The 17,710-nt window shown below is 47.4% G+C and carries 17 protein-coding genes, 2 rRNA genes and 1 riboswitch (1 of these 20 cut by a window edge); of the genes, 2 read left to right on the plus strand and 17 right to left on the minus strand.

The window, feature by feature from the left end; all coding sequences use genetic code 11:
- Positions 1 to 7: 7 nt before the first annotated feature.
- The 4 genes from rnmV to ACQ4MX_RS14790 form a co-directional block, all read right to left on the minus strand.
- Positions 8 to 553, minus strand: a complete 546-nt coding sequence (gene rnmV / locus ACQ4MX_RS14775; protein ID WP_014279030.1) for a ribonuclease M5 — start codon at positions 551 to 553, stop codon at positions 8 to 10.
- A gap of 147 nt (positions 554 to 700) precedes the next feature.
- Positions 701 to 1,849, minus strand: coding sequence for a G5 domain-containing protein (locus tag ACQ4MX_RS14780; protein ID WP_431085633.1), 1,149 nt, complete (start codon positions 1,847 to 1,849; stop codon positions 701 to 703).
- A 269-nt stretch (positions 1,850 to 2,118) separates the two neighbouring features.
- Positions 2,119 to 2,401: riboswitch (cyclic di-AMP (ydaO/yuaA leader) on the minus strand.
- Positions 2,402 to 2,602: 201 nt separating this feature from the next.
- Complete coding sequence (locus ACQ4MX_RS14785; protein ID WP_431085635.1) at positions 2,603 to 3,373, minus strand: TatD family hydrolase; 771 nt, start codon at positions 3,371 to 3,373, stop codon at positions 2,603 to 2,605.
- A 42-nt stretch (positions 3,374 to 3,415) separates the two neighbouring features.
- Positions 3,416 to 4,699 carry an HD domain-containing protein gene (locus ACQ4MX_RS14790; protein ID WP_431085637.1) on the minus strand — a complete coding sequence of 428 codons (1,284 nt, stop codon included), beginning with the start codon at positions 4,697 to 4,699 and terminating at the stop codon, positions 3,416 to 3,418.
- A 331-nt stretch (positions 4,700 to 5,030) separates the two neighbouring features.
- On the opposite strand from ACQ4MX_RS14790, the gene ACQ4MX_RS14795 reads away from it, so the two are divergent.
- Positions 5,031 to 5,285, plus strand: a complete 255-nt coding sequence (locus tag ACQ4MX_RS14795; RefSeq protein ID WP_007428005.1) for an AbrB/MazE/SpoVT family DNA-binding domain-containing protein — start codon at positions 5,031 to 5,033, stop codon at positions 5,283 to 5,285.
- A 124-nt stretch (positions 5,286 to 5,409) separates the two neighbouring features.
- Here ACQ4MX_RS14795 and rsmI read toward each other — a convergent pair whose 3' ends face one another.
- The 10 genes from rsmI to ACQ4MX_RS14845 all read right to left on the minus strand — a co-directional run bounded on the left by rsmI (position 5,410) and on the right by ACQ4MX_RS14845 (position 13,384).
- On the minus strand, positions 5,410 to 6,291 hold the full coding sequence (rsmI, locus tag ACQ4MX_RS14800; protein ID WP_431085638.1) for a 16S rRNA (cytidine(1402)-2'-O)-methyltransferase: 882 nt from the start codon (positions 6,289 to 6,291) through the stop codon (positions 5,410 to 5,412).
- A complete protein-coding gene (locus ACQ4MX_RS14805; protein ID WP_431085640.1) occupies positions 6,288 to 7,043 on the minus strand; it encodes a tRNA1(Val) (adenine(37)-N6)-methyltransferase in 756 nt (251 codons plus the stop codon). The genes rsmI and ACQ4MX_RS14805 overlap by 4 nt, the downstream gene beginning before the upstream one ends.
- A gap of 89 nt (positions 7,044 to 7,132) precedes the next feature.
- Entirely contained in the window at positions 7,133 to 7,507 is a 375-nt protein-coding gene (gene yabA / locus ACQ4MX_RS14810; RefSeq protein WP_431085641.1) for a DNA replication initiation control protein YabA, read from the minus strand.
- Between the two features lie 27 nt (positions 7,508 to 7,534).
- Positions 7,535 to 8,335, minus strand: a complete 801-nt coding sequence (locus ACQ4MX_RS14815; RefSeq protein WP_014279023.1) for a PSP1 domain-containing protein — start codon at positions 8,333 to 8,335, stop codon at positions 7,535 to 7,537.
- Between the two features lie 137 nt (positions 8,336 to 8,472).
- Positions 8,473 to 9,468, minus strand: coding sequence for a DNA polymerase III subunit delta' (gene holB, locus ACQ4MX_RS14820; RefSeq protein ID WP_431085643.1), 996 nt, complete (start codon positions 9,466 to 9,468; stop codon positions 8,473 to 8,475).
- Between the two features lie 203 nt (positions 9,469 to 9,671).
- Positions 9,672 to 10,115: a YaaR family protein gene (locus tag ACQ4MX_RS14825; protein ID WP_044646021.1), complete on the minus strand. Its 444-nt coding sequence runs from the start codon at positions 10,113 to 10,115 to the stop codon at positions 9,672 to 9,674.
- Between the two features lie 200 nt (positions 10,116 to 10,315).
- Positions 10,316 to 10,645 carry a cyclic-di-AMP receptor gene (locus tag ACQ4MX_RS14830; protein WP_007427998.1) on the minus strand — a complete coding sequence of 110 codons (330 nt, stop codon included), beginning with the start codon at positions 10,643 to 10,645 and terminating at the stop codon, positions 10,316 to 10,318.
- Between the two features lie 74 nt (positions 10,646 to 10,719).
- Positions 10,720 to 11,367, minus strand: a complete 648-nt coding sequence (gene tmk / locus ACQ4MX_RS14835; protein ID WP_431085645.1) for a dTMP kinase — start codon at positions 11,365 to 11,367, stop codon at positions 10,720 to 10,722.
- Between the two features lie 102 nt (positions 11,368 to 11,469).
- Positions 11,470 to 13,053 (minus strand): aminotransferase class I/II-fold pyridoxal phosphate-dependent enzyme, encoded by a 1,584-nt coding sequence (locus ACQ4MX_RS14840; protein WP_431085646.1) that lies wholly within the window; start codon positions 13,051 to 13,053, stop codon positions 11,470 to 11,472.
- A 145-nt stretch (positions 13,054 to 13,198) separates the two neighbouring features.
- Positions 13,199 to 13,384, minus strand: coding sequence for a sigma factor G inhibitor Gin (locus tag ACQ4MX_RS14845; protein WP_025682457.1), 186 nt, complete (start codon positions 13,382 to 13,384; stop codon positions 13,199 to 13,201).
- A gap of 404 nt (positions 13,385 to 13,788) precedes the next feature.
- On the opposite strand from ACQ4MX_RS14845, the gene ACQ4MX_RS14850 reads away from it, so the two are divergent.
- On the plus strand, positions 13,789 to 14,313 hold the full coding sequence (locus tag ACQ4MX_RS14850; protein WP_025682456.1) for a hypothetical protein: 525 nt from the start codon (positions 13,789 to 13,791) through the stop codon (positions 14,311 to 14,313).
- Between the two features lie 388 nt (positions 14,314 to 14,701).
- Here the strand turns inward: ACQ4MX_RS14850 and ACQ4MX_RS14855 are convergent, their stop codons facing one another.
- From ACQ4MX_RS14855 to ACQ4MX_RS14865, 3 genes are all read right to left on the minus strand, one after another.
- Positions 14,702 to 15,121 carry a hypothetical protein gene (locus tag ACQ4MX_RS14855; protein ID WP_025682455.1) on the minus strand — a complete coding sequence of 140 codons (420 nt, stop codon included), beginning with the start codon at positions 15,119 to 15,121 and terminating at the stop codon, positions 14,702 to 14,704.
- 229 nt (positions 15,122 to 15,350) lie between these two features.
- Positions 15,351 to 15,467, minus strand: a 5S ribosomal RNA gene (rrf, locus tag ACQ4MX_RS14860).
- A gap of 134 nt (positions 15,468 to 15,601) precedes the next feature.
- A 23S ribosomal RNA gene (locus tag ACQ4MX_RS14865) occupies positions 15,602 to 17,710 on the minus strand; it runs 818 nt beyond the window's last position.

Raw genomic sequence — 17,710 nt, forward strand, 5'->3', positions numbered from 1 at the left:
ACGGATATCACAATCCTTCACTTTCAATTTGTGCCAGCGCACCGGCAAATTCCTCACGGCTGATCTGGAACACAGCGAGCCGTTTATGTAGCTGCTTACCGTTACAGTAACCAATCCCCAGCACATTACCCAAAGCCATACGCCGTGCAGCAGCATTTGGGTGGGTGATAAGTCCGGCGTCAATCAGATCCGCCCAATCGATTAGAGGATCAGCCCCTTCCACCGTCGTATGCACCCGTGCGAGAGCGTGTCTGATCGCTTCAGGCGAGGCATTCTCTACGCCAATATCCCCTTTGCGCGTCGCTTCCGCCTCTGGTATAAAGGCCTGCTTGCAACCGGGCACCTTGGAGGCGATAATTTTGCGGATGCGCTCCCCTGCATGATCGGGATCGGTCAAAATAATGACACCCCGCCGCTCCTGTGCCAACGCAATTTTGCGCAACGTCATTTTATTGATGGCGGAGCCGCCCGTTTCTATCGTATCCGCCTCGACAGCACGGCGAATAGCCACCGTATCATCCCGACCCTCTACCACGATCACTTCCTTGATCATTTGCGTTTCCCTCCACAACTACACAGTAAGCTATATTCATCTTTCCCTGCTTTTGAAAACAAAATAAGAAGAGGATATCCTCTTCTTAGCATGGCATAACTATGATGTTAATAGTATCGCATTGACCCAAACATATACAACACGTTTTTAGTTAATTTCAGGCTTCACTGGTCCAATCACATATACGGTTTTTCCGTGCTTTCGACCAAACTGATTGGCTTGACTTAAACTCTCATAATACACATCGATTTTGTGGCCTTTAATCGCGCCACCGGTATCCTCCGCACGGCGGAAGCCCACCCCTTCAATATACACCCACCAGCCGATTGGAATCACACTTGGATCGACAGCAATGGTGCGCCCTTCCGTGACACGCGTGCCGGATGCGGTACGTGTACCGATACCTGACTCCTGTGAGGAATACGCCGTCATGGAGACGTTTTGTAATACTTTACTGTATTTGAAATTCACACCTGCTTTACGGACAGCATTGCCCGAACTAACCCGTGTTGCCTTAACAGCATCTTCGGGACCGACGGAAGCAGCCAGAACGACCGGTTTTTTCTTCGTTCCTACCGCAATCACCTTATCCACACGATTTTGCGCGACTTCCTTATTTACCAGTTGCTTGGATACCAATTTTCCGTCATGGTATACCTTTTGAACATGCTGGACCACAACACCCGTTTTACCGCTTTGGATGACCCGATTATCGCCTTTATAGAGACTCGGATCGGCCGTTTTGATGACCTGATAAGGCACCTGTTGCTTCTGTTCGACCTGCTGTTTCTTCACACGGACGATTTTTATGTCCATGTTAGACGAAACAGAGGCATCCAGAGCAGGGTAAACTTTATCATTTGACGATAATTTATAGCCCGAGGTGCGAATGGCACCCTCTACTGTATTTTCTGTTGTGTACAACTTTTTCGTCTCATTGCCTGAGGATACTTTGACCTGATTGGCACGTTTGATAACTACGCGATCCCCATCCTGAACTGCTCCGTTCAGCGGCATCGAAACCGTATCATGCGGCTGAAGTGAAATCGAATGCTCTTTGAGCAAATCTTGGAGCTGGGATTCCCGGGTTTCTACCGCAGATGCCTTACCGTCGATGACAAAAAAGACCTGTTTTTTAGATTGAGTGTACACCAGAATTGAAATCATAATCGTTAGTGCGATTAGAAAAATAGCAACCAAAGCAGCCTGGCGCACATTTTCTTGCTTCCAACGCAATACGTAAGACATGCTGGATGAGCGTGACTCATGGGTCTCCTGTTTTTGGAAAATGCCCATTTCCTCCGTCCTCCTTACATAGCCCGCCGTCTGGAGTAAGACATAGTTGAGATTGACGTGACTATAACAGATTTTCTACAAGACAAGCCCGTACTGCGACTGTCCTGCACCATGTACCCGTCTTCGCGGCATGCTGTCCTCCCCTGTTTAATCACAGTATGATGACAGATTTTCTTTTATTCACAACAAAAAAAGCCAGAGAAAGAGACTAGAGAGCTCTTTCGTGGCTTCCGACATGTGCGAATATGCGGAAAAATCATGCACGAGATGGCTTCTCTCTTGTTACGCTTACGGGGTTAGCTGTCGGGTTCGGACGTAGAGAGACGCCCTAGCTTGGGTCAACCGCTCATGGCGGTTGCCTTCACATTCACCCCGAAGACCCAGAAAGAAATCGAAATACGGCCCCTCCACCTGTTCAATCCCATCCGGGAAAGGAATCTAGGTCGAGCCGGCTGGCGGAAGAGACGTTCCCTTCTTGCCCATACACCGGACGTACTGTAAGCCATATCGGTTCCCCCGTTCCCTGTAAAAGGGACTCAGCGAGACTGGTTCATGAAATGAGCTGTTGGTGTTTACATTCAAACAACAATTCACTGAAAAGATGATATCCTGTTTCTATGCATGTTGTAAAGCAGGTTTCAAGTACATTTTCTAAAATATTCGGTTAAAATATTGTAATATTCTCGAGTTTCCTGCAACAAATTCATGATTAGCTTCGTCTATCTCATTATTTTGATTGATTTCTTCACTTTTTTACTTAATGTCAAATCGTTCCAGGGCATTTCGGGTCGTTATTGACACTAATTCCTCCACCGCTATTCCCTTGATTTGGGCAGCAGCCTCTGCGACCAGTCCTACATGTGCGGACTCATTTCGCTTCCCGCGGAACGGATGCGGTGTCAGGTAGGGCGCGTCCGTTTCAATGAGCAGACGGTCCAGCGGCACCTGTGCCAGTACCTCCTTTGGCTGCTTGGCATTTTTGAACGTTATCGGCCCGCCAAAAGAGAGGTGAAAGCCCATATCCAGCACCATTTTAGCCGTCTCCCAGCTCCCGGAAAAGGAGTGCATCACTCCGCCTACCTCACTCGCTTTTTCTTCACGCAAAATCTTAACAATATCTTCATGCGCATCCCGGTTATGGATGACAATAGGCATGTTCAGCTCACGAGCCAGTCCAATCTGCTTGCGTAGCACCCGATGCTGTACATCCTTCGGCGACGTGTCCCAATAATAATCCAGGCCAATCTCTCCGATCGCCACGACTTTTTTATGACTGCATAACGATGCAATCCATTCCAGATCGCCCTCCTGCATCGTGATCGCATCCTGTGGATGCCATCCAATTGCCGCATAAATAAAATCATACGTTTCGGCCAATTTCATGGTAGACGGAATGGTCTCACGATTAAATCCGATATTAATCATTCGGGTCACTCCCGATTCGACAGCGCGTGCTATAACTTCTTCGCGGTCTTCGTCAAATTGCGGCGCATCTAAATGAGTGTGAGTGTCGAATAAATTCAAGGTTTTTTGTCTCCTTTATTACTTTATTTGGCATATAATTGTCTATTGTTTGACAAAATAATTCCTTATTTCGGCAGGAAGCTTGTCCTTTACCCCATCCAATTTGTTTTGGGGATAGTACATGTGATATTTTCCCCGGTGAATGCCGCTAATGGAGCGCACAATTTCCGACACTTCGGAAATTTCTCTCACTTCTCCTTTACGTCCCAGCAGTAAAATCTGGTTGTCCGTCGAGCCACCCTGCCGAAACACATCATAAGGAAGATCCGTCGGAAAATCAATTTCCAGATCATATTCCGGGTGCAAACCAACCAGCTCCAGCGCTGTCCGAATGTTGTCAATGGTATCTGTATCCATATTTTCGATCTCTACATATTTATACAGCTTGCGATCCATAAAACGGGCACTCAAATCGCTTAAAATCTCGTCCTTTTCCCGTTTCCACTGACTGAACACTGTCTGAATCAAAGACTCGTCGAGCATCAAATATTGTTCCACCGTAAGCTCTCCCCGAAAGAGGTCTGGGAATGGCTCCAGCAGAAAACTAAACTCATATCCGTTTCTAAATAGCTCCTTCGCCCGCTTGAAAATTTTACGTAATAAAATTTCCGAGCTGCGTGTCACAGGATGAAAATAAATTTGCCAATACATCTGATAGCGCGACATCAGATAATCCTCTACCGCATGCATGCCTGACTCCTTCACAACAATTCTTCCATTATGAGGACGCAGCAACCGTAAAATACGATCCAAATCTATGGTGCCATAATTGACGCCTGTTGAGTGCGCATCCCGCAGCAAATAATCCATACGGTCCGCATCCAGTGGGCTTGTGACCAGGTTTACGACAATCGGCTTGTCGTACGTTTTGGCAATTACCGCAGCCACCTTCGCAGGAAGCTCCTCATCGACTTGCCGCAGCACAGCGTTAATCTCTGTATTCCCCAATACAATCCGGCATGTCCAATCCTCGTGATTCATATGAAAGGCTTCTTCTATAGAATGGGAAAACGGGCCATGCCCCACATCATGCAACAAAGCTGCACACAATGCGACTAAACTTTCTTCCTTCGGCCAATCGGAAAATTCATCGCGGTCAAATTGGGAAATAATACGCCGTGTAATTTCGTACACACCTAACGAATGCGAAAAACGACTATGCTCCGCTCCATGAAACGTAAGATAAGATGTACCCAACTGCCGAATACGACGCAAGCGTTGGAACTCTGGAGTATTGATCAAACGCCATATCACTGTATCCTGAACATGGATATAGTTATGTACCGGATCCTTAAAAACTTTTTCTTCACTGAGTGGCTGGTGCAAGATATCAACTCCTTTAATATTCTGAATAATGGATTAAGATACAATAAAATCCTAAACGATTCCCTTCATTCGACACAGCTTGTCGTAATTTGTCGAATTATAGCTTTTCAGCATTTCCAAATCGACAAATGGCCTAAATCATCAATAAAATAAGGTAATACACACGCATCATGCTCTTTATTCTAAATACTTTTGCATAATTAATCTGTTAGCACATTTTTAAGGTTGACTGTTTTGGGAATCGTTGGTATAGTAAATATCAGAAAAGAGAAAAATTTGTCGAATCATGACACTTATATTATTTTAAACGGCGAGAGGAGCCTGATTTATTATGATGAAATCCACTGGTATTGTAAGAAAAGTTGACGAGCTCGGACGTGTTGTTATTCCAATCGAATTGCGCCGCACATTGGGTATTGGCGAAAAAGACGCTTTGGAAATTTATGTTGATGGTGAACGCATTATGCTCAAAAAATACGAGCCTGCTTGTATCTTCTGCGGCAACGCCGAGAACGTAATTTACTTCAAAGGGAAAATTGTTTGCCAAGATTGCATCTCAGAAATTCCAACACCTGTGACAAACTAAGATTTTTAGTATATAATAGACTTATAAGAGATTGTTAATTCTAACCTTTTTCATATATACTCCTTGTTGCCTTCCACGGTTTGAACCCAACCGTTGGAAGGCCCTTTTTTGTTTCGGGAAGTTTTCATAAAAGCGCGTTATATACATCCCTTTTGGAAATGGAGCGGTCGGTAGCTGTACGCTTCATAGCGTCCTTGCGTGTCAGCCCTTCTGTCTCATAATGCGCAACGTGGGCCTCCAAAGATAAGGACTGCCACCATGCCTGTCGCTCCTCTTCCTCTTCTGCTTCGTTTTTCCCTTCAACTACCAGGCAATATTCACCAAGCGGTGGATGCTCCTCCAGTCTGGCAAGGCATTGCTCCGCCGTTCCTCGTATCCATTCCTCATGCAGCTTGGTCAACTCACGTGCAAGCACCACTCTGCGTTCCCCCAGTGTTTCCTTCAATACCGTCAACGTCCGTGCAATACGATGTGGCGATTCATAAAACAGGATCGTGCCGTGAGATACCTGAAATGACTGTAGCAACTTCTCCAGATCCTTTTTCTCCCGTGGAGGGAATCCGGCAAATGTAAATCTTTCCGTATTCAGTCCGGAGGCAATCAAAGCTGATAAGGCTGCGTTCGCCCCAGGAATAGGAATAACGCTAATTCCCACTTCCAGCGCCAGCTTGACCAGATCCGAACCCGGGTCCGAAATGGCCGGCAGACCTGCATCGCTAACCAATGCTAAATTTTTTCCTTCCATTATATAACGTATCAGCTCAGGCCCACTGGCAGCTTTATTATGTTCATGATAGCTGAATAGCATTTCCGGCGTGATGTCAAAATGTGTGAGCAGTTTGCGCGTCTGCCGCGTGTCCTCCGCCGCTATAATACTGCACGATTTTAAGGTGTTAATCGCCCTAAAGGTCATATCATCCAGATTACCAATCGGTGTCGCAACGAGATACAGCTTGCCCGATTCTTCTCCGCTGGTTATAAAACTTTTTTGCACCGCTGCCTTCACAGTAAATCCCCCTTGCTTACTTCTCCATAGATATCCCTTATTTCCTGAGTATAATTCCCATTCTCCTGATATACAATGAGCGGGGGCAACAGACGAACCTCCGGCTTACCATCACATAGCGCCTCGATGAGCACCATATTCGCCTCCATATGAGCTCGTGGGTGGACAAACCGAATCCGTTTCGGCTCCAATCTGTTGGCACGCATCAGGGTTATAATCTCACCCAGCCGTTGCGGACGATGAACCATCGACACTTTTCCACCATTACGGACAAGCCGTGTACACGCCTGAATCACCTCTTCCAGTGTACAATGCACCTCATGACGCGCAATCGCCTGATGAGGGTTTAGCTTGATATCACTGCCATTTAGCGGCATATAGGGGGGATTTACCGTAATTGCATCATATACACCATGCCCCGTGATTTGGACCAGCTCGCGCAGATCCCCTTCCCGAATCTGAATCGCTGCCTCCAGTCCATTCAGGCTGACGCTGCGTCTAGCCATATCAGCCAAGCGCGGTTGAATCTCAATTCCTTCGATAACCGCTTTAGTTCGTGTCGTTAGCAGCAGGGGGACGACCCCGTTGCCTGTACACAGATCCAAAATTTTTCCACGCTGCGGAATACCGGCAAACCGCGCCAGCAAAACCGCATCCATGGAAAAGCTGAACACCTCATCACTTTGGATAATACGCAAATTATGTGACAATAGATCGTCAATTCGTTCAGACTTCTGTTCATTTTCGTACATAGCGCTCTCCCATCTTTTTATCCCAAATCGTTCTAAACCCATACTTCCTTACAAAAAAGCCGTAGGCACCTTGCTCCTACGGCTTGTTTTTATTTATTCAAAAATGACAGACAGAAAAGGCAATCGCCTTCCGTTCGCAAATGTCCGTAATACACGTTGCATATATGAAATCCTTCATGATACAGCCTCGCCAGATTGTCGTGGCCTTCGCCCACAACCTCGCCCGTTTCCTCTTCATCCTTAATGACGATCGGAGGAGAAAGCCTCGGCCTTTTTGCCGTCTTTTCTTCTCTGGAGGTTTCACGCTTGAGCATCTTGCGCACCTGTTCGTTTTCAATCGTTAGTCGTTGATTTTCCTCCAGCAGCTCTTTTACTGCCAGTTTCAATTCACCCAGATCGCTATGCAACTGTCCCATTTGGGTTTCCATTTCGTGAATACGCGCAAAAACATTTAATTTATCCAAGTTTCCACCCCGAAGCAACCTAATGGTTTACTTGACGACTACATCGTCCATTGGAAGTTCCTTGACCTTGCTAATCTCAAACAGTTGAACATGCACTGTACGATGGCCAGCATTTACGCCTACAACTTTGCCTTCTCCAAGAGAGGTGACGACCATCTTGCCAACCTGCGGCAATTCTTCCTTCATACTCTCGTAGTTATCATGTTCGAACTTGAGACAGCACATCAATCTTCCACACAACCCGGAAATCTTCGTCGGATTCAGCGACAAGCTCTGATCCTTCGCCATCTTAATGGATACCGGTTCAAAATCTCCCAGCCACGAAGAGCAGCACAGGATACGTCCGCAAGGACCGATCCCGCCCAGCATTTTAGCCTCATCCCGTACTCCGATCTGCCGCAGCTCAATCCGTGTACGAAAAATACTGGCTAAATCCTTTACAAGCTCCCGAAAATCCACGCGGCCCTCTGCCGTAAAATAAAAAATGATCTTATTGCGGTCAAATGTAAATTCCACGTCTACCAGCTTCATTTTAAGGCCATGGTCTTTGATTTTATTTAAACACGTACCGAATGCATCCTTGGCCGCCAATTTATTCTCTTCTACAACAAGGGCGTCATCATCTCCGGCAATACGGATGACTTTCTTTAAGGGCAGGACAACGTCCGAATCATTTACTTCTTTTTTGCCCACCACAACCTTGCCATATTCAATACCGCGCGCGGTTTCTACAATAACGCAGTTTTCTTTCTCCACCGGAAGGTCCAGTGGATCAAAATAATAAGTCTTGCCCGCCTTCTTGAAACGGACACCCACTACACTATACAAAAATTAACCCCCTTGTATGCCACTAAACCTCATTTGAAGCCGACATGTACGAATGGCCGCAATTGAAGTCTCACTGTCGCACAAACCGGGAACCTGGCGTCGCGGATTGTGCAGAGTGGAACAAGCGCGCCTTCCTGTTAGCCGGTGATGGAACCGCTTGTATAGGACAACCCGATCAGAAGCTGCTCTACGCACAATTGACCATTGACGTGAAAACGGAGCTTCTTCCTGCAATTCGCGGCCAAATCCATATAAGAGACCCATTGTTCCGTGCTGCGGGTGATTGCCAATTTGGAGACGGACTCCAAATGATCTATGAAAACAATGCTTTCGTGCCTTCCGTAACGGAAATGAAGCATATCCTTGAACCACAAATGAAACAGATGAAACAGAATATCCAGGTGTTCAGAAAGTCCAGTTTTAAAAATCTTCTGTTGAGCGAGAATAATGGACGAGCTTCCCCGGCTCATGGACTCCTTCACTAATTGTAACACTACGTTTCTAATTTCTGCAAACCAATTCTGCTGGAGAATTTCTCTACATGATTCCAGTCCAGAGGCAATATGAACCGCCGACCGGACAAGTCCTGCTGTATAGCCTTCCCCGATTAAGGCCTGCATCATTACTTCAGGCTGCAAAGCATGAAAAGGAACCTGCTGCGTACGTGATTGGATCGTGGGCAGCAATGCCTGTCCATTTCCCGAAATGAGTATGCCCACCACAGGCATTTGAGGTTCCTCCAAAAATTTAAGCAGGCTGTTTGCAGCTTGCACTGTCATGGTATCCGCCTGCTGGATAATATATACCTTCGGATTGGCGCTTTCCGATTTATAAGAGAATATGCGCTGAAGTCCGCGAATCTGGTCAATTTTGATCGTAGCTCCATCCGGCTCTACGATAAACAGATCCGGGTGATTGCCGTGCTCTACCTTACGGCAGGACAGACACTCACCACATGCATCATCCGTCATTCGTTCACAAAATAATGCCTTGGCAAAGGTCTGCGCCATCTTGATCTGTCCGCTTCCCGGCGGTCCGCTAAATACATAAGCATGGTTGACCGCCTCATTCCGAAGTGCGCTTTGCAGCATTTTTTTAGCTATATCCTGCCCCATTATATTTTGGAAAGACATATTTCCTCACCTTCTCTCCTGAAAACAACTGTTATCTATCAGCAAATAGTTGTCCTTCAGGGCAGCTTTGCTGCTATTTTTCCATATCTCCAACCGTTTCCTACCTGAATATAGTCAAAAATAATCTGCTAGCATCATCAGCAAGCAGATTATTCCTTCGTGGCGACAGCCCGTTTGTATTCGTTTATGGCAGAAGTCTACATTTAAAACGAGAGATTAATCAGCAGCCCTCTAATTTCACCGACTCCTTGCAAAAGCTCAATCTTGCCTTGCTCAGTTTCGAGCAAATCATCTGCCATCTTGAGCAACAGCTCATCCACTTCATCAATCAGCTTATATCGTTTGCTGCGTCCCCGACGATCCCAGCCCTTTGTGTCCTTCATCGACACGCCACGCCGAACCGTATCCTCCAGAAACCGTTTAACCAGCATTTTATAAGCCTTCAGCTCACGAATCGTCATCGAGCGTGCCAGACGGTCTCCCTGCATCTGAATTTCCTTGAAGCGACGGTTTAGTTCCTCCTGCGATGCCTGCTGCCCATTTTGCTGCATAACATCGGAAAAGCTCTTGGACTGGATCGGCTTCGCATTCATTTCATTTGTAGACAACGTACTCTGTAAAGGGCGATAGCCCGGATTTATTTTCATATAAACCTGCTTTCCCCCCGAATACTTCCGCTTTTTCCCTTCATAAACAGCTCAACATGGAACTGAGGGAAACCAGCGGCCTTCCAGGGACCGCGCCTTGGCGCTACCGTTATAGTGGATCTGTTCCTTACTCCCATGATACGGGCAAGAAACAGGTAATTCCCCTATCATATCGGCAGAATAGGTCCTATTGTGTAGATTCAGAAGTGCTCAAAACGGTCTACAGGCATCACGAACACCGTCGCTCCGCCCACCTGTACTTCAACAGGCAAAGGCAGATAGGAGTCAGTCGTACCGCTCATAGGGGTAACGGGTGTGACTAGCTGTTCACGTACCTTGCAACTGCTGCGAATGACATTCATCAACGAGTCCACCTGATTGTCATCGACACCGATCATAAATGTCGTATTCCCTGCTCGCAAAAATCCGCCTGTACTCGCCAATTTGGTAGCACGGAAATTAGCTTTCACCAGTCCGCTGGATAATCTGTTACTATCCTTATCCTGCACAATCGCAATAATCAGCTTCATCCTGTATTCCTCCTTCAAGCCATATTAGGAACAAGCTAGTCCCTAGCTCAATTTTACCGTATATCCTTCGACAATTACATGCTAAAGTTTTGAATAACCCGCTTTTTCAGCAAATCCTTCAATACTTGCTCTACCTGCTCCGGTGCGGGAGATGCATCCACAATCGTAATTCGCTCCGGAAATTTGTGGGCCAGCTCCAGATACGCCTCACGTACCTTGTGGTGAAAGGATATGCTTTCCATATCAAGGCGATCCATTCCCTCTCCCCGGGATGCATTAATTCTGGCCAATCCCAACTCAGGCTCGATATCCAGATAAAATGTAGCATCCGGCTCCCAATCATCTACCGCAAAACGATTAATCGAAGCCACTTCCTCAATTCCAATGCCTCTCGCAAATCCCTGATAGACCAAGCTGCTATCCACAAAACGATCACATAATACGATAGCTCCCTTTTCAATAGCCGGCTTTACCTTCTCCACCAGATGCTGACGCCGGGCTGCCGCATATAGAAGCGCCTCTGTCCGGGCATCCATACTTGTATGGGCAGGGTCCAAAATGATAGAGCGGATCTTTTCCGAAATTTCGATCCCACCCGGTTCTCTCGTCGTAATAACTGGATAGCCTTCTTCCTCCATAAACTTAGCCAGCCGTTGGATCATCGTTGTTTTACCGGAGCCGTCTCCCCCCTCCAGCGTAATAAAAATTCCTTTGCGATTCATGCCATTCCCTGCTTTCCAGCCTGAAAAATAAGAGTCACCTACAGGCTCGTATGCTTCTTTTATTCAGTCTTCTTTATTGGTTAAGTCTCCAACATCTAATCTTTATTTTAAACGGAATACCCGAATTGTAAGCAACCTATCATCTGCTGCCCCTTGCCATTTGGCTCCCAGCTCACGGAGACGTCTCATTCGTTTAACTATTGATTCCGTGATTGTTTCTCCTGCGTATAACAGTGGAATACCTGGAGGATACGGGATAATCATTTCCGCAGCCACCCTGCCCGCAGAGTCCTCAACAGCTACTACCTCCATCTGATCCGGTTTAACCGGTTGAAGCCCAAACTGCACCGGACTAGAATAAACCATCGCACCATCATTGTTCCACGTGGAAAAATCTAAATCCAGTCCACATTGCTCCTTCTGCATAGAACCCGGCCCACCAGCCGTCTCCTTAAACCGTATATCATCATTTATATGCACAAGAGCCTGCAACAGGTGATTAGCATCTTTAATCATGGAGCCTAAAGTAAACAATAAAACAACATGTTTTTCGTCACTCATCTCCGGAATACAGCCATACGCTTCCAACTCACGCTTTAGGCCAAAGCCATCCAGTACACCAAATGTATCATACAACACCATTTTAAAAGGGTCATGGATCGAATATCCGTCTGCTTCTCCCTCATCCCTCTCCAAGCGCTCAGAAATGCCCTCTTGGGCTCCATTCTCCTGATGTGCTAGCTGAATAGGCTCTACGAGTCGAAAGCGTGGAAGCAGCTTCAGACCTTTTCTAAAAGCATCTGCTGCCGCCAAACCTTCCGTAAAGGCATTCGTCCCATGAACCGCAATATGCCGCCTTGCCAAATCCAGAGAAGCCATTAACGGGTATGAAGGGCTGGAGCTTTGCACCATTGCTAATCGCTGACGAAGCAGCTCCCGGTTAATCCATCCTCCCTGCACGTGTAGCATGGCCCCCATAGTCATGGCTGGTAGCATCTTATGTGTCGATTGAACGACCACATCAGCCCCACAGGACAAAGCAGAAGCCGGCAAACGGGGATGCAGGCCGTAATGGGCACCATGCGCCTCATCTACCAGCAGGGGCACATGGGCCGCATGACAAGCCTTAGCTGTCGCTGTCAGGTCATGTCCCATCCCGTAGTAGTTAGGCATGGTAATCAGTACCCCTTTGGCGGAAGGATAGGCTTTTAATGCGGTCTGTATCGTATCCGTCGATGGAGCAACCGCAAGCCCGCTGGTCGTATCTATTTTCGGCTCCAGAAATACCGCAGCAGCCCCAGACAGCATAAGACCATTCAGGACTGACTTGTGTACGTTTCTCTGTACCAGCAGTAAATCCCCCGGTTTCGTACACACGGTCAAAATCATTGCCAAATTACCGACTGTACTTCCTCCAATCAGCCAAAAGCTTTCCTCTGCACCAAAGCACATCGCCGCCAGCTCCTGGCCCTCACGGATCACATCCTCAGGGTGATGCAAATCGTCCAGTCCGGTAATTTCGGTCGCATCAATAGACATTACTTCTTTCAAGAGAGATGCAATATCTTCATTTTCATATACTTGTCCATTTTTGTGGCCAGGCACATGATAAGAAGCATTGTCCTGAGCCCGGTAACGTAATAGAGCTTCCATTAATGGTGCGTGTGAAGCCTTTTTCCCCATCATTCTGCAATCCTTCCGAAACAAAGCTTTATATCTACCCTATTTTATCGTAAAATCAAGCGGAATCCTACTTTTACTCACAGAAAAAAAAGCCCGTACCGACAGGCCCTGGAATACTAACCCTTTAAAGACTAGCTGACAAAGGATATTATGCATTTTTCTGTACCCAAATTTGCTTTAGTTGATCAATAAAAAAATGATATTTGGCGTCTGTCGCATCCGTGCGCACCATTTCAGCCTCACACGCATCACAGATAAACTCGGAAACGATAAAGATGCCTTCATGCTTGTGTTGTCCGCATATAATGCAGCGGTGGCCGCCTTGATCATGCATATCCATCCCACCCTTGTTTCTTTTACTATTAGTATGGGGCACTTTCTACTATTTTAAACCTTTTCATAGCCCAGATCGACGATATACTCTATATATATTCCATGTGAGCCCTTATGGTGTTTGTACCGACATGTTTAAAAAACAGCCTTCTATGCCGATATAATAAGAAAAGCTCCTGCATATGGATACCCTTTCATTGGAGCCGTTGCATACTTCATTCGTGATAGCTTTTCCCTGTAATTATAGAAGAGGTTGGCTCACACGAGAAGCCGATCATTCTATAGCCTTACCCAAGCGATTTAGTGCTTGTCAGAGCCGCATGAGCGCAGCACCGTCCCTTTTTCCGGCTGTGGGCGGTCGAGAAGCCACTTGTGATGCAGTAGATTAATGAAAGGACTGTTTGCATGACAGAGGAAACCGGAACCAAAGCTACCTACTATCACTACAAGCTCATAAAAAAAATCAGTATTCCGCGTCAGCTGATATGGAGTCACATCTCGTTGCCTGTTATTATGCTTCTTTTCCTGCTTCTTGCCTTTTCATGGACCAGCCTATTTTTGTTTGCTTTAGCTTTTTTCTTGACCTTATGGGTACACTTCGTGATCTCCCGATCTGTACTGTTCATAAGCAAAACAGCCTTCCGCAAGCGCTGGGCTTTTCACCGCAAGCTGCCCTGGCTGGGTTATATGACAGACCAGTACATAGGCTACGGCCTCTTTCGCCGTGTGCATATACATACGCTATGGATCGGCATCTGCTTGTCCGCTGTATTCATTCTCTGGTCTCCGCCAGCCTTTACTGTATCCTTGCTCTTTTGGCATCTGTGGCTTATTGCGCCGCGCCTATACATCCTGAGTCGTCTTACAGGCGAAAGGAAAGATGGCATGTTGAAGTTCACCGACGAAGATGCCTCGTATTATCAACAATAGACTAGCTATTCTCTATCCGTATAGATAGGAGCTTATACTCGATCTGGCATATATCCATGAGCTAGAACCCCATATCAAAAAAGGAGCAACCCCATAAGGTTGTTCCTTTTTATTCCCCTCACCATTCCACACTACCATCTTTAACACTCTCGTTGGATTGTCTAACCCTTATTCTCTATCCTACCCTTAAGCTCCGAGCCAATCTGATATGCCAATATAAAAAAGGAAGCCCCATCTACTTAACAGCAGTTTTGAGTGCTTCCTGATATCCAGCTTCATTATTCATTATGCACAGCGTCTATCTGCTACATTTGAGGTCGTCTGTGACTTACTTAAACCAACCCCCTATGTCCGCAACCCCTGTATCCAGTGGGGAACCGTAACATCATTAATTAAGGTCCACACTTTTGCTTTTCGCAGCAGCTTTACCATCTTTCGGGACCAATACAGTAAAAGAACCATCATGCACAGATAAGTGCACCATATGTTTATTTTTCAGGAATACTTTCTGGTTAAAGGTCGATAGATTCGGTTCTTCTGTCCAGCCCCAGGCTGCAATTTCCTCCAGATAGGGGGCTGGCAAGCTATCACTTTCCTTCAAAGCCGGTAAAGCATAGCGTACATAGTCCATATCCGAGTTGCTGCTGGCCCGATCGGTTTTACTCGCTTCTTTAGGGACCGGAAACGTTTTTTCATTCGCTGCCCCCTCAAACGATGTCCAAGAAGGCTCCTCTGTCCCGCACCCGGTAAGAATCGCGACAGCGACACTGAATAGCACCAAAAGAGCAAGCCATTTATTTCGCCGCATGATCTTCCCTCCTTACCAGCTTGATTCACTATACAAACCCTATTCGAGAATTTGCATAATTCTGCAAGAACGCAGCGCGTGTATATGGGATTCAGTACCTATATTATACCGGGTTTCCTCTAACATTCCGTAACAAAAATGTTACCTTCTTTTTGTAAGAACATTTCTAAAATATACGTACCAAAAAAAGAACCACAATCTCAAGGAGATCATGGTCCTTCTTCCTTTTGCTTGGCGACGTCCTACTCTCCCAGGACCCTGCGGTCCAAGTACCATCGGCGCTGGAGGGCTTAACGGTCGTGTTCGGGATGGGTACGTGTGGAACCCCTCCGCTATCGCCACCAAACATGAATTTGTAAAACAAATTCTACCGTATGGGTATTCGGTTCATCACTAATCGTGTGAATGAATAGCCATGCGCTTTTCTTCAAGGTGTTACACCCTGAAAACTGGATCCGAAACTCCATTGCATTCTATCCTTAGGATAAGCCCTCGACCGATTAGTATTGGTCAGCTCCATGCATTACTGCACTTCCACCCCCAACCTATCTACCTCGTCGTCTTCAAGGGGTCTTACTAATTGGGAAATCTCATCTTGAGGGGGGCTTCACGCTTAGATGCTTTCAGCGCTTATCCCTTCCGTACATAGCTACCCAGCGGTGCTCCTGGCGGAACAACTGGTACACCAGCGGTACGTCCATCCCGGTCCTCTCGTACTAAGGACAGCTCCTCTCAAATTTCCTACGCCCACGACAGATAGGGACCGAACTGTCTCACGACGTTCTGAACCCAGCTCGCGTACCGCTTTAATGGGCGAACAGCCCAACCCTTGGGACCTACTTCAGCCCCAGGATGCGATGAGCCGACATCGAGGTGCCAAACCTCCCCGTCGATGTGGACTCTTGGGGGAGATAAGCCTGTTATCCCCAGGGTAGCTTTTATCCGTTGAGCGATGGCCCTTCCATGCGGTACCACCGGATCACTAAGCCCGACTTTCGTCCCTGCTCGACTTGTAGGTCTCGCAGTCAAGCTCCCTTCTGCCTTTGCACTCTTCGAATGATTTCCAACCATTCTGAGGGAACCTTGGGGCGCCTCCGTTACTCTTTAGGAGGCGACCGCCCCAGTCAAACTGCCCACCTGACACTGTCCTCGTACCGGATCACGGTACCAAGTTAGAACCTAGATACGATCAGGGTGGTATCCCAAGGATGCCTCCTCTCAAGCTGGCGCTCAAGTCTCTTAGGCTCCCACCTATCCTGTACAGATCGTACCCAAATTCAATATCAAGCTGCAGTAAAGCTCCATGGGGTCTTTCCGTCTTGTCGCGGGTAACCTGCATCTTCACAGGTATTAAAATTTCACCGGATCTCTCGTTGAGACAGCGCCCAAGTCGTTACGCCATTCGTGCGGGTCAGAATTTACCTGACAAGGAATTTCGCTACCTTAGGACCGTTATAGTTACGGCCGCCGTTTACTGGGGCTTCGGTTCATAGCTTCGCCCCGAAGGACTTACCACTCCCCTTAACCTTCCAGCACCGGGCAGGCGTCAGCCCGTATACTTCGCCTTGCGGCTTCGCACAGACCTGTGTTTTTGCTAAACAGTCGCTTGGGCCTTTTCACTGCGGCCCCCTCGGGCTATTCACCCTACCGAGGCACCCCTTCTCCCGAAGTTACGGGGTCATTTTGCCGAGTTCCTTAACGAGAGTTCTTCCGCGCGCCTTAGAATTCTCTTCTCGCCTACCTGTGTCGGTTTGCGGTACGGGCACCTTCTCCTGGCTAGAGGCTTTTCTTGGCAGTCTGAGATCATGACCTTCGCTACTGTAATTTTCGCTCCCCATCACAGCCCAGCCTTACGATGTGCGGATTTGCCTACACACCAGCCTCACTGCTTAGACGGACATCCATCAGTCCGCGTCACTACCCTACTGCGTCACCCCATTGCTCATAACGGATTACGGTGGTACAGGAATTTCGACCTGTTGTCCTTCGACTACGCCTATCGGCCTCGCCTTAGGTCCCGACTTACCCTGAGCGGACGAACCTTCCTCAGGAACCCTTAGGCTTTCGGCGGATCTGATTCTCACAGATCTTTTCGTTACTCATACCGGCATTCTCACTTGAATGCAGTCCAGCGCTCCTTACGGTACACCTTCAACCCACATTCAACGCTCCCCTACCCCTGATGCAAAGCATCAAGCCATAGCTTCGGTGGCGTGTTTAGCCCCGTTACATTTTCGGCGCAGAGTCACTCGACCAGTGAGCTATTACGCACTCTTTCAATGGTGGCTGCTTCTAAGCCAACATCCTGGTTGTCTGTGCAACTCCACATCCTTTCCCACTTAACACACACTTGGGGACCTTAGCTGATGGTCTGGGCTGTTTCCCTTTCGACAATGGATCTTAGCACTCACTGTCTGACTCCCGGAACTAAGTCTATGGCATTCGGAGTTTGACTGAGCTTGGTAACCCTTGCGGGCCCCGCACCCAATCAGTGCTCTACCTCCACGACTCTTATTCCGAGGCTAGCCCTAAAGCTATTTCGGGGAGAACCAGCTATCTCCGGGTTCGATTGGAATTTCTCCGCTACCC

It is taken from the genome of Paenibacillus sp. 8b26, assembly GCF_050626875.1.
GTDB lineage: Bacteria > Bacillota > Bacilli > Paenibacillales > Paenibacillaceae > Paenibacillus.